The 14,785-nt window shown below is 73.3% G+C and carries 15 protein-coding genes; 8 read left to right on the forward strand and 7 right to left on the reverse strand.

Annotated features, from left to right (window positions below; translation table 11 throughout):
- Positions 1 to 133: 133 nt before the first annotated feature.
- On the forward strand, positions 134 to 691 hold the full coding sequence (locus AB0F58_RS25760) for a snapalysin family zinc-dependent metalloprotease (RefSeq protein WP_357147907.1): 558 nt from the start codon (positions 134 to 136) through the stop codon (positions 689 to 691).
- A 175-nt stretch (positions 692 to 866) separates the two neighbouring features.
- Here AB0F58_RS25760 and AB0F58_RS25765 read toward each other — a convergent pair whose 3' ends face one another.
- Together AB0F58_RS25765 and AB0F58_RS25770 are read right to left on the reverse strand one after the other, a co-directional pair.
- On the reverse strand, positions 867 to 2,249 hold the full coding sequence (locus AB0F58_RS25765) for a serine hydrolase domain-containing protein (RefSeq protein WP_357147910.1): 1,383 nt from the start codon (positions 2,247 to 2,249) through the stop codon (positions 867 to 869).
- An 88-nt stretch (positions 2,250 to 2,337) separates the two neighbouring features.
- On the reverse strand, positions 2,338 to 2,688 hold the full coding sequence (locus AB0F58_RS25770; RefSeq protein ID WP_357147913.1) for a histidine triad nucleotide-binding protein: 351 nt from the start codon (positions 2,686 to 2,688) through the stop codon (positions 2,338 to 2,340).
- Positions 2,689 to 2,817: 129 nt separating this feature from the next.
- Between AB0F58_RS25770 and AB0F58_RS25775 the strand changes: the two genes are divergently transcribed.
- Both AB0F58_RS25775 and ppk2 read left to right on the forward strand, forming a co-directional pair.
- Entirely contained in the window at positions 2,818 to 3,579 is a 762-nt protein-coding gene (locus AB0F58_RS25775) for an SDR family oxidoreductase (RefSeq protein ID WP_357147916.1), read from the forward strand.
- Positions 3,580 to 3,650: 71 nt separating this feature from the next.
- A complete protein-coding gene (gene ppk2, locus AB0F58_RS25780; RefSeq protein WP_357147919.1) occupies positions 3,651 to 4,562 on the forward strand; it encodes a polyphosphate kinase 2 in 912 nt (303 codons plus the stop codon).
- A 12-nt stretch (positions 4,563 to 4,574) separates the two neighbouring features.
- On the opposite strand, the gene AB0F58_RS25785 is transcribed toward ppk2, so the two are convergent.
- The 3 genes from AB0F58_RS25785 to hrcA all read right to left on the reverse strand — a co-directional run bounded on the left by AB0F58_RS25785 (position 4,575) and on the right by hrcA (position 7,545).
- Positions 4,575 to 5,309 carry a 16S rRNA (uracil(1498)-N(3))-methyltransferase gene (locus tag AB0F58_RS25785; protein WP_357147922.1) on the reverse strand — a complete coding sequence of 245 codons (735 nt, stop codon included), beginning with the start codon at positions 5,307 to 5,309 and terminating at the stop codon, positions 4,575 to 4,577.
- Positions 5,310 to 6,449, reverse strand: coding sequence for a molecular chaperone DnaJ (gene dnaJ, locus AB0F58_RS25790; protein WP_357148084.1), 1,140 nt, complete (start codon positions 6,447 to 6,449; stop codon positions 5,310 to 5,312).
- A 73-nt stretch (positions 6,450 to 6,522) separates the two neighbouring features.
- Positions 6,523 to 7,545: a heat-inducible transcriptional repressor HrcA gene (gene hrcA, locus AB0F58_RS25795; RefSeq protein ID WP_357147926.1), complete on the reverse strand. Its 1,023-nt coding sequence runs from the start codon at positions 7,543 to 7,545 to the stop codon at positions 6,523 to 6,525.
- A 269-nt stretch (positions 7,546 to 7,814) separates the two neighbouring features.
- Here hrcA and AB0F58_RS25800 point away from each other — a divergent pair, with 269 nt between their 5' ends.
- Complete coding sequence (locus AB0F58_RS25800; protein WP_357147929.1) at positions 7,815 to 9,050, forward strand: DUF4870 domain-containing protein; 1,236 nt, start codon at positions 7,815 to 7,817, stop codon at positions 9,048 to 9,050.
- 54 nt (positions 9,051 to 9,104) lie between these two features.
- Here AB0F58_RS25800 and hemW read toward each other — a convergent pair whose 3' ends face one another.
- Positions 9,105 to 10,328: a radical SAM family heme chaperone HemW gene (gene hemW, locus AB0F58_RS25805; RefSeq protein ID WP_357147932.1), complete on the reverse strand. Its 1,224-nt coding sequence runs from the start codon at positions 10,326 to 10,328 to the stop codon at positions 9,105 to 9,107.
- Positions 10,329 to 10,348: 20 nt separating this feature from the next.
- Between hemW and AB0F58_RS25810 the strand changes: the two genes are divergently transcribed.
- The 3 genes from AB0F58_RS25810 (at position 10,349) to AB0F58_RS25820 (ending at position 13,202) form a co-directional block, all read left to right on the forward strand.
- Complete coding sequence (locus AB0F58_RS25810) at positions 10,349 to 11,140, forward strand: enoyl-CoA hydratase family protein (protein ID WP_357147935.1); 792 nt, start codon at positions 10,349 to 10,351, stop codon at positions 11,138 to 11,140.
- 120 nt (positions 11,141 to 11,260) lie between these two features.
- Positions 11,261 to 12,124, forward strand: coding sequence for a hypothetical protein (locus AB0F58_RS25815; RefSeq protein WP_357147938.1), 864 nt, complete (start codon positions 11,261 to 11,263; stop codon positions 12,122 to 12,124).
- 175 nt (positions 12,125 to 12,299) lie between these two features.
- Positions 12,300 to 13,202, forward strand: coding sequence for a phytanoyl-CoA dioxygenase family protein (locus AB0F58_RS25820; RefSeq protein ID WP_357147941.1), 903 nt, complete (start codon positions 12,300 to 12,302; stop codon positions 13,200 to 13,202).
- A gap of 77 nt (positions 13,203 to 13,279) precedes the next feature.
- Here the strand turns inward: AB0F58_RS25820 and AB0F58_RS25825 are convergent, their stop codons facing one another.
- Entirely contained in the window at positions 13,280 to 13,930 is a 651-nt protein-coding gene (locus AB0F58_RS25825; RefSeq protein ID WP_357147944.1) for an MOSC domain-containing protein, read from the reverse strand.
- 80 nt (positions 13,931 to 14,010) lie between these two features.
- Here AB0F58_RS25825 and AB0F58_RS25830 point away from each other — a divergent pair, with 80 nt between their 5' ends.
- On the forward strand, positions 14,011 to 14,784 hold the full coding sequence (locus AB0F58_RS25830) for a hypothetical protein (RefSeq protein WP_357147946.1): 774 nt from the start codon (positions 14,011 to 14,013) through the stop codon (positions 14,782 to 14,784).
- Position 14,785 lies beyond the last annotated feature (1 nt).

Consider the following 14,785-nt stretch of genomic DNA (forward strand, 5'->3'; position numbering starts at 1 on the left):
AGGAAAGCCATGATCGCGACATCAGCCAGCATTATATCTGATCAACATCATAACGGGCAGAATTGATATCGATGCCTGCCTATCCCTAGGATTCGTTCACCCCCCGTCTCCCACCCTGAACGGAGTGTGACTCGTGTCCCCACGAAGGATCGGCCGCCGCTTCGCCACCCTCGTCGCCGGTGCCGCCACCGTGCTGAGCCTCGGACTGGCCAACCCCGCCCCCGCCGCCGCCGAGGTCGTCAACGCCACCGTCTGCTACAACACCAGCCAGGCCGGGCCGTACGCCGGCATCGCCGACCAGGCCGCGTCGATCTGGAACAACTACACCAACAACCTGACCATGTCGAAGTGCGGCTCGAACCTGATGATCTACTACACCACCGGCGGCGGCTCGTACGCCGTCCGGCGCAGCCTGGGCAACGGCTACGTCGTCATCGACACCGCCCAGGCGCAGCAGTACGCCCCGCTGCGGATCATGACGCACGAGATCGGGCACATCCTCGGCCTGCCCGACAACTACAACGGCCAGTGCCAACTGCTCATGTCCGGCGGCAGCGCGGGCACCGGCTGCACCAACCCGTACCCGGCCAGCGCGGAGGCCGCGCAGGTCGACCGGAACTTCGGCGGCTTCGGCGCCGCGGGCGCCCAGGTCTTCCGGGACAGCTGGCCGGCGCTGGCCACGATCGGCTGAGCCCTCGCGCCGCACGGCCGGGGTCGGCATCCGCCGGCCCCGGCACCTCGCGCTCACCGTGGGTCGACGAACCGCCGTCCCGGCCAGGTCCCCGTCGCGCTCGCCGTGGGTCGACGAACCGCCGTCCCGGCACGCCGAAGCCGCCCGGGCGGCCGGGGCCGGGAGGCGTCCCGGCTCAGCCCTGACCCGGCCAGCGCACGTCGTACCCGTCGAAGGTCTGCTGGTCCCGGGTGAAGCGGTAGGTCGCCCAGTGCATCCGGCGCACCGTCCCCCGCTCGTCCCGGGTCAGCCGGAGCAGCTCCCCGACCTCGCGCCCGGAAACCGTCCGCAGCACGTCGGGCCGGTCCGGCAGCGGCGCGAAGACCGCCGCCGGCTTACCCGGCGGATCCTCCGCCCCGCGGGCCCGCAGCGCCCCGTCCCGCCAGCAGAAGACGTACTCGAAACCCTCGCCCCACCAGCGGCCCAGCACATCCCGGTACACCTCCGGGGCCGGCTCCCCGGGCGACCACGGCTCGATGTCGGCCGGGTCGTGCTCCACCGAGGCGGCGAGCAGCCGGTGCGGCAGATCGAAGATCGGCCGGGCGGTGCCGGCCGACCCGAGCACCGCACAGCCCATCGCCGCCGGTGTCCCGTCACCGCCCCGTCGGCCGTAGACCGAGGCGAGGAAACCGGGCATCGCCCCGTCGTGCCCGACGTGCAGCACCCGGTTCGGCTGCGGCACGAGGATCAGGCCGAGGCCGAAGCCGTCGACCCAGTTCGTCTCGTCGGTGACCGTACGCGGCCAGCGCATCTCGTCCAGGGTCGCCGCAGCGAGCACCGCGCCGGTCGGATCCAGCGCGACCGGGTCGGCCAGGAAGGCCGCCCAGCGGGCCATGTCCCCCGCCGTGCTCCAGAGCTGCGCCGCCGGCCCCACCGCGCCGAAGTCGGTCGGCGGCTCCGGCCGCACGTGGTCGGAGTACGCATCGACCAGGAACCCGGTGGCCGCGTGCGGACCGGGCCGGGTGGTGGTGGCGGTCAGCCCGAGCGGCGCGAGAACCCGCTCGGCGAGCACCTCCACCCAGGTGCCGCCGCGCAGCCTCCCGACCAGCTCCCCGAGCAGGGCCATCCCCAGGTTGGAGTAGTGGAAGCGGCGGGCCGGGGGCAGCACCCGCTCGGCCCGGGTGAGGTCGGCGAGGAGCTGCTCGACACCGGGGGCCCGCAGGGTGTCCCAGATGTCGCCGTACGGTTCCCGTTGCAGGCCCGAGGTGTGCGACAGCAGCCGGCGGACGGTCATCTCGCCGTGCGCGGGCACGTCGAGGTGCCGTCCCACCGGGTCGTCCAGGTCGAGCAGGCCCTCGTCGCGGCACTGGAGCACCAGGACGGCGGTGAAGGTCTTGGTGACCGAGCCGATCCGGAAGGGGGTCAGCGGGGTCAGCGGGGCGTCGTTGCCGGTGGCACCGACGGTGATGCTCCACGGTGGCCGGTCGGCCCGGTGCAGGGCCACCGACAGCGCCGGCACCCGGGCACCGGCCTGCACCTGCCGCACCATCCGCCCCAGCCGCACGTTGATCTCCACCACCCCGCAAGTGTAGGGAGGGGGTCCCGGTTGCCGCTCGCTGCTCAGCAGCGGGTCCCTCCCTACCACCGCGGAGGGCGGGTGCCGGGGCTCAGCGGGCGAGCATCGGGCCGAGTGGCACGCCGCCGAGCAGGTGGGCGTGCACGTGGAACACCTCCTGGCCGCCGTACCCACCGGTGTTGAACAGCAGCCGGAAGCCGTCCGCGAGCAGCCCCTCGGCCTCGGCCACCTCGGCGGCGGTGGCGAGCACCTGGCCGGCCAGTTCCGGGTCGCCCTGGCCGAGCGTGGCCACGTCGGCGTAGTGCACCTTGGGAATCACCAGCACGTGCACCGGGGCCTTCGGGTCGATGTCCCGGAAGGCCAGCGTGGTCGCGGTCTCCCGGACGATGGTGGCCGGGATCTCCCCGGCGACGATGCGGCAGAACAGGCAGTCGGAACTCATCGACGCATGGTAGGGCCGCCGGGCGTCACCGGCATCCCGCCGAGCCGGGCCGGCATGTCGCCGCAGGTCGTCCAGGTCGTCCAGCGGCCCCGGCCCGAGCGGGGGACGGCGGTCGGGGATCATGGACGGGTGGAATCTCGGGCGGTACTGGTGACGGGGGCCTCGCGCGGCATCGGCCGGGCGGTGGCCCGCAGGTTCGCGGCGGGCGGCGACCGGGTGGCGATCCACCACCGCGACTCGGCGGAACTGGCCGAACGGCTCCGGGCGGATCTGCCCGGCGACGGACACGTCGTGGTCCGGGCCGACCTGGCGGACCCGGACGCGGTCCGGGCCGCGGTGGACGAGGCGGCGGCCCGGCTCGGCGGACTGGACGTGCTGGTCAACAACGCCGGGGTGTTCGGCCCGGCGGATCCGCCGCACCCGGTCTTCGAGACCACGTACGAGCAGTGGCAGCAGCGCTGGCGGCAGATCGTCGACACCAACCTGCTCGGCGCGGCCAACGCCGCCTGGTGCGCCGCCCAGCACATGCGCGGCCGGGGCGGCCGGATCGTCAACGTCTCGTCCCGGGGGGCGTTCCGCGGGGAGCCGGGCAACCCGGCGTACGGCGCGAGCAAGGCGGGGATGAACGCGATGGGACAGTCCCTCGCGGTGGCGCTGGCCCCGTACGGCATCGCGGTGGCGACGGTGGCGCCCGGCTTCGTCGAGACCGACATGACCAACGAGCACCTCAAGTCGCCCCGGGGCGCGGCGGTGCGGGCGCAGAGCCCGTTCGACCGGGTGGCCCAGCCGGAGGAGATCGCCGCCGCGGTGCACTGGCTCGCCGCACCGGAGGCGGAGTGGGCCTCGGGCACCATCGTCGACCTGAACGGCGCGTCCTACCTGCGTTCCTGAGGCTATCCTCCCAGCGAACTCCCAGCTTCCGGGACGGCTGACGGTCCGGTTCCGGGGTAAGGACCTCCGACATGGCCGACGCCGAGCTGCTGGACCTGACCGCCGACTACCAGGTGGTCGACGACCACGACGACGACCCCGTGCTGCTCCGCGCGGACGGCAGCCCGGTGGACACCTGGCGCGAGGACTACCCGTACGACGAGCGCATGCCGCGCGAGGAGTACGACCACCACAAGCGGCTGCTCCAGATCGAACTCCTCAAGCTCCAGGATTGGATCAAGGAGACCGGCGAGCGGATGGTGATCATTTTCGAGGGGCGGGACGCGGCCGGCAAGGGCGGCACGATCAAGCGCTTCATGGAGCACCTCAACCCGCGCGGGGCCAAGGTGGTCGCCCTAGTCAAGCCGAACGAGCGGGAGTCCACCCAGTGGTACTTCCAGCGCTGGCTGCACCATCTGCCGGCGGCCGGCGAGATCGTGCTCTTCGACCGGTCCTGGTACAACCGGGCCGGGGTGGAGCGGGTGATGGGTTTCTGCACCCGCAAGGAGTACCTGGAGTTCCTCCGCCAGGCCCCCGAACTGGAGCGGATGCTGGTCCGCTCCGGCATCCGGCTGGTCAAGTTCTGGTTCTCGGTCTCCCAGAACGAACAGCGCACCCGGTTCGCCATCCGTCAGGTCGACCCGGTACGGCAGTGGAAGCTCTCCCCGATGGACGTCGCCTCGCTGGACAAGTGGGACGAGTACACCGAGGCCAAGGAGGCGATGTTCTTCTACACCGACACCGCCGACGCGCCGTGGACCGTGGTCAAGAGCAACGACAAGAAGCGGGCCCGGCTGGAGGCGATGCGCCACGTGCTCAACCGCTTCGACTACACCGACAAGGACCGGGACGTGCTCGGCACCCCCGACCCGCTCATCGTCGGCCCGGCCGGGCTCGACCTCAGTCCCGACGAGGAGACCGTCCAGGTCTTCCCGCGCCTGTGAGCGTGGCCCCGGTCACCAGCGGGCGAGGCGGGTGGCGAGCACACTGAGCGCCGCCACCCCGGCGGTGGAGGTGCGCAGTACCGCCGGCCCGAGCCGGACCGGACGGGCTCCGGCGGCCCGGAAGGCGTCCACCTCGGCCGGGGCGATCCCGCCCTCCGGTCCCACCACCAGCACGATCTCACCGGTCGTCGGCAGCTCGACGGTGGTCAGCCGGTCCTGTGCCTCCTCGTGCAACACGTACCCGGCGGCGGCTCCGGAGATCCGGGCCGCGACCGTCGCCGTCGACTCGTCGGGGGCCCCGGCCACCACGGGCAGCCAGGGCCGGCGGGCCTGCTTCGCCGCCTCCCGGGCGGTCGCCGTCCACTTCTCCCGGGCCCGGACTCCCCGCTCGCCGCGCCACTGCGTCACCGAGCGGGACGCCGCCCAGGGCACGATCTCGTCCACCCCGGCCTCGGTCATCGCCTGGACGGCCAGCTCGCCCCGGTCGCCCTTGGCGATGCCCTGCACCACCACGATCCGGGGGACCGACGCGTCGACGTACCCCCGGGAGGTGACGGCCAGGTCGAGAGTGCCCCGGCCGACGGCGGTGACCACGGCGGCGGCCGTGCCGCCCCGGCCGTCGGCGAGCAGCAGCTCCTCGCCGACCCGGAGCCGTTGCACGGTGGCCGCGTGGTGACCCTCCGGTCCGCCCAGGGTCAGCGTGTCGGCGACGGGCAGCGCCTCGACCAGGAACAGCGGCGCCGACACTCAGCCGTGCCCGTTGAACGCGTCCCGCATCCGGGAGAAGAAGCCGCCCTGCTTGCTCAGCTCGGCGACCTCCTCGCCCCGGGTCTTGGCGAAGTCGCGCAGCATCCGCTCCTGGTCGGCGTCGAGCTTGGTCGGAGTCCGCACGTCGAGGTGGACGTAGAGGTCGCCCCGGCCGGTGCCGCGCAGGTGCGGTACGCCCCGGGCGCGCAACCGCATCGTGCTGCCCGGCTGGGTGCCCGCCTTGACGTCGACGATCTCCTCGCTGTCCAGGGTCTTGATGGTCAGTCGGGTGCCGAGCGCCGCGGCGGTCATCGGCACCGTCACCCGGCAGTGCAGGTCGTCGCCCTTGCGGGAGTAGACGTCGTGCGGCCGTTCGTGGATCTCGACGTAGAGGTCGCCGGCGGTGCCGCCACCCGGGCCGACCTCACCCTGCTGGGCGAGGCGGATCCGCATGCCGTCCTCCACGCCCGCCGGGATCTTGACGGTCAGCGAGCGGCGGGTGCGGACCCGGCCGTCACCGGCACAGGTCGGGCAGGGGTGCGGGATGGTGGTGCCGTGCCCCTGGCAGACCGTGCAGGGCCGGGCCGAGACGACCTGGCCGAGGAAGGTGCGCTGCACCGACTGCACCTCACCCCGCCCACCGCACGCCTCGCAGGTGGCCAGGTGGGTGCCGGCGGCCGTGCCCGCGCCGGAGCAGGTGGTGCAGAGCACCGCGGTGTCGACGGTGATCGGCGCCTCGACGCCGAACGCCGTCTCGTTCAGGTCCAGCTCCAGCCGCAGGATCGCGTCGGCCCCGGGACGGGTGCGCGGACGCGGCCCCCGCGAGCCGGTGGCCCCGCCGAAGAAGGCGTCCATGATGTCCTGGAAGCCGACGAACGGTCCGGCGCCGCCCGGCCCGCCCGGACCGGCCCCGCCGCCGCCCGGGGCGAGCGGGTCGCCACCCAGGTCGACGATCTGCCGCTTCCGGTCGTCCGAGAGGACCTCGTACGCGGCGTTGATGTCCTTGAACTTCTCCTGGGCCTCCGGGTCCGGATTGACGTCCGGGTGGAACTGCCGCGCCAGCTTGCGGTAGGCGCGCTTGATCTCGTCGTCGGAGGCTTCCCGGCTGACGCCGAGGATGCCGTAGTAGTCCCTGGCCACTGCGTTCCGTGTCCTCATGTTCGTCTCGCGTTGCGCCGGTCGTCGGCCCGAGTCGGCCGTCGGCCCTGACTGGTCAGTTCTGGGCCAGCAGCTCGCCCACGTAGCGTGCCACGGCGCGTACCGTGGCGATGGTGCCGGGGTAGTCCATCCGCGTCGGGCCGAGCACGCCCAGCCCACCCACGATGGTGGCACCCGGACCGTAACCCGTGCTGACCACCGACGTACCCCGCAGGTTGTCGATTTCGTTCTCGTCGCCGATCCGGATCCGGGTCGTGCTCGGCTCGACCTCGCCGATCAGCTTGAGCAGGACGACCTCCTCCTCGAGCGCCTCGAGGATCGGCCGTAACGAGCCATGGAAGTCGAGCAGGCCGCCCCGGGTCAGGTTGGCCGTGCCGGCCAGCGCGATCCGCTCCTCGTGCCGTTCGACCAGGGTCTCCAGCAGGACGGTGGCGAGCGTGGTCATCGTCGGACGCAGCCCGACCCTGACCTCCTCCACCAACGCCTGCACCAGCGGCGGGGTGTCCGACAGCCGGGTGCCGCAGAGCTTCTCGTTGACCAGCCGCCGCAGGTCGGTGACGTCGTCGGCGGGAACCGGCGCGGGCAGCTCCACCAGCCGCTGCTCGACCCGGCCGGTGTCGGCGATCATCACCAGCATCAACCGGGTGGTGGAGATCGGCACCAGCTCCAGGTGCCGCACCGAGGAACGGGCCAGGCTCGGATACTGCACCACGGCCACCTGGCGGGTGAGCTGGGCGAGGAGCCGGACGGTGCGGTGGACGACGTCGTCGAGGTCGACCGCACCGACCAGGAACCGCTCTATCGCCCGACGCTCGGCCGGGCTCAGCGGCTTGACCCGGCTGAGCCGGTCGACGAAGAGGCGGTAGCCGCGGTCGGTGGGCACCCGTCCGGCGCTGGTGTGCGGCTGCCGGATGTAGCCCTCCTCCTCCAGCACGGCCATGTCGTTGCGGACCGTTGCCGGGGAGACACCGAGCTGGTGCCGCTCGACCAGCGCCTTGCTGCCGACCGGTTCCTGGGTCGCGACGTAGTCCTCGACGATCGCGCGCAGCACGGCGAGCTTCCGGTCGTCGAGACCCACTCTCCCCACCTCCTACGCCTGTCGGCACCCAGGGTCGTGCGGTGCACGTCCGCCATCGGCGACGACCGGTGGCGGCCGCCGACCGCGAGGGACCGCGCCCCTGGCACTCGACTGTAACGAGTGCCAGTCTACGTCGGCCCACCCCCGGGACGCGATGATCGGTGTCGACCTGTACCCCGCGGCCCGCCCGGCACGGTGGCGGTCCGTCCGGGTGATCCGGACGGTGTCCCGCTGGTCGCGGCTTGCCCGGAGCCCCTACCGTGACCGGCATGACTGAACCGCCGCGCCCGCCCGGCGAGGGCGACCCCGGCCGGTACCCGCCGGAGCCGACCATGCCGCTCGCCCCGTCCGGGGCCCCGTCGACGCCCGAGGAGCCGACCACCCCACTGTCCGGCGCGGACGGGGCGTCCGGGTATCCCCCACCCGGCGGGTCCACCCCGTCCGGCGGTCGGTCCGGGCCGCCCCACGAGCCCGCCACCGAGCAGTACGCCGAGCCGCCCACCGAGCGCCTCTCCGCGCCGGCCCCCGAAGCGCCGACGGAGAACTGGTCGACGCCGCCCGAACCGCCGACGGAGAACCTGACCCCGTCGACCCGGAGCTGGTCGACGCCCGAGCCGCCGACGGAGAACCTCTCCGCGCCGTCGTACGAGCCACCGACCGCGCACCTGGCCCCGCCTGCGTACGAGCCACCGACCGAGAACTGGTCGACGCCGTCGTACGAGCCGCCGACGGAGAACCTCTCCGCGCCTTCGTACGAGCCGCCGACGCAGCGCTACGGGTCACCGGGTGACGAACCGTCAGCGGAACGCCACGCCGCCTACGCCCCGGAACCGCCGACGACGGTTCACGACCCGACGGCCGACCACCCGACCTCGGGCGGGCACTTCGCCGCGACCGGCTATCCACCGCCCGGCGACCAGAGCGGCCATTTCCCGCCCGGTGACCAGGGCGGCTACCCGCCGCCCGGTGACCAGGGCGGCTACCCGCCGCCCGGTGACCAGGGCGGCTACCCGCCGTCCGGGGAGCAGGGCGGCTACCCGCCGGGGCCGCAGGCGGGCTTTCCGCCGCCCGGGGCGTCGGGAGAGCCGCCGACCGGGGGTCCGGGCGGCTACCCGCCGCCGGGCACCGGTGGACCGCACCCGACACCCGGATCGCCCGGAGGCGAGGACCGGACCTGGGCGGTGCTCGCCCACGTCGGGGGTCCGATCGGCATGGTGGTCGGTGCCACCCTCTTCGGCTGGGTCGGCCCGCTGATCGTGCTCCTGCTCCGGGGCCAGCAGTCCCCGGCGGTGCGCGCGCACGCCGTCGCCGCGCTCAACTTCCAGATCACCTGGGCGGTCGCGATCCTGGTGGGTTGGCTGATCGCCGGGATCACCTGCGGCCTGCTCTTCTTCGTGCCGCTGCTGCTCGCGATCGTGCCGATCGTGCTCGGCATCGTCGCCGCGCTCAAGGCCAACCAGGACCTGCTCTACCAGTACCCGATGACCCGGAACTTCGTGAAGTGACCCGCCCGGTCGGGCCCGTTCGGGGAGACCCCGGCCGGGCCCGGTCAGGCCAGGTCAGGGCAACAGGTCGCGCACGACGGCGTCGGCGAGCAGGCGGCCACGCAGGGTGAGCACCGCCTGCCCGGCGGCGTACTCGGCCTCGGCGAGCAGGCCGGCGGCACGGGCCCGCTCGGCCCCGGCCCGGCCGGGGGCGTCGAGGACCGACAACGGTAGCCCGGAGGCGAGCCGGAGCCGGAGCATCACGTCCTCCATGTGCGCCTCGTCGGCGGTGAGGACCTCCCGCGCCTGGCCGGGCGAGCCCCCGGCGGCCAGTCTCGCCGCGTACGCGCTCGGGTGCTTGACGTTCCACCAGCGCACGCCGCCGACGTGACTGTGCGCCCCCGGGCCGAGGCCCCACCAGTCGCCGCCGGTCCAGTAGAGCAGGTTGTGGCGGCACCGGGCGGCGGGCGTCCGGGCCCAGTTGGAGACCTCGTACCAGGAGAAACCGGCCGCGTCGAGGGCGGCCTCCGCGGCGAGGTAGCGGTCCGCCGCCACGTCGTCGGAGGGGTACGCCAGCTCGCCCCGACGCATCCGGGCGGCGAGCCGGGTGCCCTCCTCCACGATCAGGGCGTACGCGCTGACGTGGTCCACCCCGGCGGCGACCACCTGGTCGAGCGAGGCGGCGAAGTCCTCGGCCCGCTCCCCCGGCGTGCCGTAGATCAGGTCGAGGTTGACGTGGTCGAACCCGGCGTCGCGGGCCTCGGTCGCGGCGGCGGTGGCCCGCCCGGCGGAGTGCTTCCGGTCGAGTACGGCGAGCACCCCGGGCGCGGCCGACTGCATGCCCAGCGAGATCCGGGTGTACCCGGCGGCCCGCAGCGTCTTCAGCGACTCCGGTGTGACCGACTCCGGATTGGCCTCGGTGGTGACCTCGGCGTCGGCGGCGAGTCCCCAGGTGCGGTCGATGCCGTCGAGGACGCGGGCCAGGTCGTCGGCGGGGAGCAGGGTGGGCGTGCCACCGCCGACGAAGACGGTGTCCACCCGGGGCGGCGTGGCGTCCCCGAGCACCCGGGCGGCGAGCGCCAGCTCGGCCAGGACGGTGTCGGCGTAGGTCTCCCGGCTCACCCCGCCGCCGAGTTCGCCGGCGGTGTACGTGTTGAAGTCGCAGTAGCCGCAGCGGCTGGCGCAGAACGGCACGTGGACGTAGACCCCGAACCCCCGCGCGCCGACCGCGCGCAGGGCGGACGGCGGCAGCGACCCGTCGGTCGGGACGGATTCGCCTTCTGGAAGGACGCCGGGCATGGCCACTAGTGTGCCCTCACATGACCTCTCCCGACCCGCTCGTCCGGGTGTCGACGGCCCGTGGGGTGACCACGCTCACCCTGGACAGCCCGCGCAACCGCAATGCGCTCTCCACGCCCCTGATGACCGAGCTGCTCGACGGCCTCTCCGCCGCGGTCGCCGACCCCTCGGTCCGTGTGGTGGTGCTCGACCACACCGGCCCGGTGTTCTGCTCCGGCGCCGACCTGAAGGAGACCGCCGCGGCGTACGCGAGCGGGAGCGTGCCCGCCGGGAAGCTCGGCGACGTGCTGGTGGCGGTCCGGGAGTGCCCGAAGCCGGTGGTGGCCCGGGTGGCCGGCCCCGCCCGGGCCGGCGGGCTGGGCCTGATCGCCGCCGCCGACCTGGCGGTCTGCGTCGAGGACGCGACCTTCGCCTTCACCGAGGTGCGGATCGGGGTGATCCCGGCGGTGATCTCGGCGACCGTCCTGCCCCGGCTGACCTCCCGGGCCGCGGCCGAGCTGTACCTGACCGGGGAGACCTTCGACGGCCGGCGGGCCGCCGAGGTCGGGCTGGTCACCACGGCGGTGCCGGCCGGCGACCTGGACGACGCGGTGGCCCGCTGGTGCGCGGCCCTGGTCAAGGGCGCGCCGGGGGCGCTGGCCGGCACCAAGGACCTGCTGCGCCGGACGGCCGAGACGGACCTGCGCCGTGAGCTGGACCACCTCGCCGCCGTCTCGACCGGCTACTTCCTCTCCGAGGAGGGCCGCGAGGGGGTGCTGGCCTTCCGGGAGAAGCGGCCGACCCGGTGGGTGGAGGCCCTCGACGCCGGGTAGGTGGAGGAGGACGGCCGGCCGGACATCGGGGTGCAGCCGGGACAGTCCCGGGGCGAACCGGTCGACGGAAACGGACCGGTGGTAGGCGGGACGTACGCTTGGCTGACTGTCGATCAGGAGGTGTGGGTGCGAACTCGGGCAATTGTGGCAACCAGCCTCGTCGTCGCCGTCATCGCCGGCATCGGGATCTACCTGGTCCTCCGGGACGTCCGTGACAACCTGCGGTTGCCGATCGCCGGACGCAGCTGCACGGTCCGGGCCGAGGGTCACGTCCGGCTCAACGCGGAGCAGATGGCGAACGCGGCCACCATCGCGGCGATCGGCATCCAGCGGAACATGCCCGAGCGGGCCGTCGTGGTGGCGCTCGCCACCGCCTACCAGGAGTCCGGGCTGGAGAACCTGGCCGGCGGCGACCGGGACTCGATCGGGCTGTTCCAGCAGCGGCCCAGCCAGGGGTGGGGCACGCCGGAGCAGATCCGCGACCCCCGCTACGCCGCCAACAAGTTCTACGCCGGGCTCAAGAAGGTCCGTGGCTGGGAGGAGATGCGGGTCACCGACGCCGCCCAGGCGGTCCAGCGGTCGGCCTTCCCCGAGGCGTACCAGAAGTGGTCCGACGAGTCGGAGGTCCTCACCCGGGCGCTGCTCGGCGACGCCACCGCCGCGGTCGCCTGCACCGTGGGTCGTACGCCGACGATGCGCGGCGTCGCCGCGGCGACCGCGCTCACCCAGAGCCTCACCCTGGACTGGGGGTTGCCGGGCACGGTCGACGCGGCCGAGCTGACCGGGCTGACCGTGCCCGCCGCCGACCCCCGCGACGGCTGGCGGTACGCCCACTGGCTGGTGTCCCACGCCCACGACCACGGGGTCAAGCGGGTCCGTTTCGCCGACCTGGAGTGGACGGCCAGCCGGGGCACCTGGTCCCGGACCTCGGACCGGGACCGGCAGGACGCCCGGGTGGTCGCCGAGGTCTTCGACGAGGCGTGACCTCCGTCTCCCTCCGGGCCGCCCTGCCGGTCCTCCCCCGGCGTCCCACCGCTGGACGGTCCACCGTCAGGCCAGTTCCCGCTGGTCGGGTGTCGGAAGCCGACCATGGCGACGGCGCGTTACCATCGGCGATCTGTGCCAGAAATGGCGGATTCCTCGGGGAGGGGTGACGGCGGTGTTCGACTACGGTGACCGGACCGGTTACGAGCCGATCAGCGATGTTGATCGCAAAGAGTTCCACGAGCAGGGGTTCCTTCTGCTGCGCAACGTGCTGACGGAGGATCACCGGGCCGCCCTGGAGGCCGCGGTGGACCGCGTCTACGAGGAGGAGAAGGCCAAGGGCACGACCACCAAGGACGGCACCCTGCACCTGCTGGGCTTCCTGGAGCGGGACGAGCTCTTCGGTGACCTGCTCACCCACCCGATCGCCTTCCCGTACATGTGGGGACTGGCCGGGTGGAACATCTACACCCACCACAACCACCTGGACGTGACCCCGCCGGCGCTCGAGCCGGAGAAGCCGTACTGGGGTTGGCACCAGGACGGGTACCGGCAGAACTCCGACCCGGAGACGATGGACCCGAACCTGCCCCGGCCGATGTTCTCGCTGAAGGTCGCCTACGTGCTCTCCGACCTGTCGGAGAAGGGACGCGGCGCGACCAAGGTCATCCCGGGCAGCCACCTGTGGAACTCGCTGCCCCGGCCGGACGACCTGACCGTGCACAACCCGGACCCGGAGGGCACGGTGGAGATCACCGCCAACCCGGGTGACGCCTTCATCTTCGACCGCCGCCAGTGGCACTCCCGGTCGACGAACCTGTCGACCATCACCCGCAAGATGCTCTTCGTCGGCTACACCTACCGGTGGATCCGCCCGCTGGACGAGCTGCACATCGACAAGGACGGCGAGTGGTGGGCCAACCGCACGCCCGTGCAGCGCCAGCTCTGCGGTGAGGGCACCCACACCGCGAACTACTGGGGCATCAACTGGAACGGGTACATCGACGACGAGATCCCGCTGCGCAAGGAGCTGAAGGAACGCGGTCAGCTCAACCGCAACATCCCCTGGCTGCGCTGACCGTACGCTGCCGCACCCGCCCTCGGGCGACTGCGGGAGCCCTGTCGCCCTTCTCCGGGTGACAGCGGCTCCCGCGGTCAGCTCGGACCGGGGGCGACACCCAGCCGGCGGCGGACCTTCTCCCGGATCGGCGCGGGCAGCTCCGGTACGTCGAGCAGTCGGGGCAGCAGCTCCGGCTCCCGGTTCAGGGCCCGGAACACCTCTCCGATGGTGACGCCGTGTGCCGGGCGGTCCCGCACCTCCACCGGGTCGTCGGCGCCGACCTCACCGGACCGGAGCACCCGTAGGTACGCCCCGGGGGCTGCCCGCGCGCCGAACCGCTTGATCAGATCCGGTACGCCCCAGAAGCCGGCGAACGTCCGGCAGGGCGTACGCGGCTTGGTGACCTGGAGCAGCGCGGATCCGATCGCCCACTGCTCGCCGACCACCGCCCCGGTGACGTTCACTCCGAGGGTGGTGAGGTTCTCGCCGAATCGCCCCGGCGGCACGGGCCGGTCCAGTTCCGTCGCCCACCACTCGGCGTCCTCGGTGGCGTACGCGTACACCGCCTGCTCGGGGCCGCCGTGGTGGGCCCGTTCGGCGATGAAGTCACCGACCACCCCGTCGACCCGGACGGGAACCCGCCCGGCCGCCGGCCGCTTGTCGATGCCACTGCGCCCGCTGGCGTCACCCGCCCACTCCGCCTCGGTGACCACCGCGAGGTTCACCGAAACCACCCGCCCCGTCATACCGGTCAGCCTACGACCGAGCCCCGGGCGGCTGGCGAGTCGTTTTCCGGCATCGGTGCGAACCGGTCCAGAATGGGCACGTGGCGATGTCCCGTACCGAAGGCGACGCAGCGGCCGACCGTTCGCCGGTCTCCGTCCGACGGCCCCGACCCGCCGAGCCGGCGCTGGACTACTACCTGGTCCATCCCCAGCAGCCGGACGACCGACGGGACGCCCCGCCGGAGGGGATCGTGGTCGAGGAGTTCCGGTTCGGCGCGGACCACTCGGTGCTCCGGGTGGACAGCGCCGCGTGGACGCCGGGCGGACCGGGCTGGTGGACGTCACCCGGCCTGAGCCGAAGCCTGCGGACCGACCCCGAGCTACGCGGACGGGTGGTCGGGGTGCCCCGCCACCGGGCCGAGGTCGTCTACCGCCAGCTCGACGGGGGCCCGCTCCCGGACGAGGCGACCCTGCGCGGTCACCTGCGGGTGGGGAACACCCACCCGGCCACGGCTCCGCTGCTGCTCTCCCCGGCCCGGGTGACCCCCGGCTTCCACAGCACCCGGATGTACCGGGTGCTGTTCGCCAACGAGCTGGGGCCGGGCGACCTGGCCCACCTGGCGGCGCTCTGGCCGATGAGCCGCACCGACCCGACCCGGGCGGACGGGGTCGTCGGCACCGCCCGCCGGCGGGTCGGCGCCGACGCCTACCGCTGGGACCTGCGCCGGCTCGGCGTGCTCGGGGCGTACTGCCTGGACCTGACCGTCGACCTGGCGACCCCCCAGGACGACAGCATCGGACCGGTGCTGCGGGAGCTGACCACCGCGCTGCGCCTGCGGGGTCTGATCCCGGTCACGGTGGAACGCTTCTCCTGAC

The sequence above is a fragment of the Micromonospora sp. NPDC023956 genome, from assembly GCF_040639195.1.
Taxonomy (GTDB): Bacteria; Actinomycetota; Actinomycetes; order Mycobacteriales; family Micromonosporaceae; genus Micromonospora.

Coding starts and splice junctions, on each gene's coding strand:
- ppk2 (WP_357147919.1), top strand. CDS start 3,651: ATGGCCGACGCCGAGCTGCTGGACCTGACCGCCGACTACCAGGTGGTC.
- hemW (WP_357147932.1), bottom strand. CDS start 10,328: ATGCCCGGCGTCCTTCCAGAAGGCGAATCCGTCCCGACCGACGGGTCG.
- AB0F58_RS25825 (WP_357147944.1), bottom strand. CDS start 13,930: ATGACGGGGCGGGTGGTTTCGGTGAACCTCGCGGTGGTCACCGAGGCG.
- AB0F58_RS25800 (WP_357147929.1), top strand. CDS start 7,815: ATGACTGAACCGCCGCGCCCGCCCGGCGAGGGCGACCCCGGCCGGTAC.
- AB0F58_RS25770 (WP_357147913.1), bottom strand. CDS start 2,688: ATGAGTTCCGACTGCCTGTTCTGCCGCATCGTCGCCGGGGAGATCCCG.
- AB0F58_RS25810 (WP_357147935.1), top strand. CDS start 10,349: ATGACCTCTCCCGACCCGCTCGTCCGGGTGTCGACGGCCCGTGGGGTG.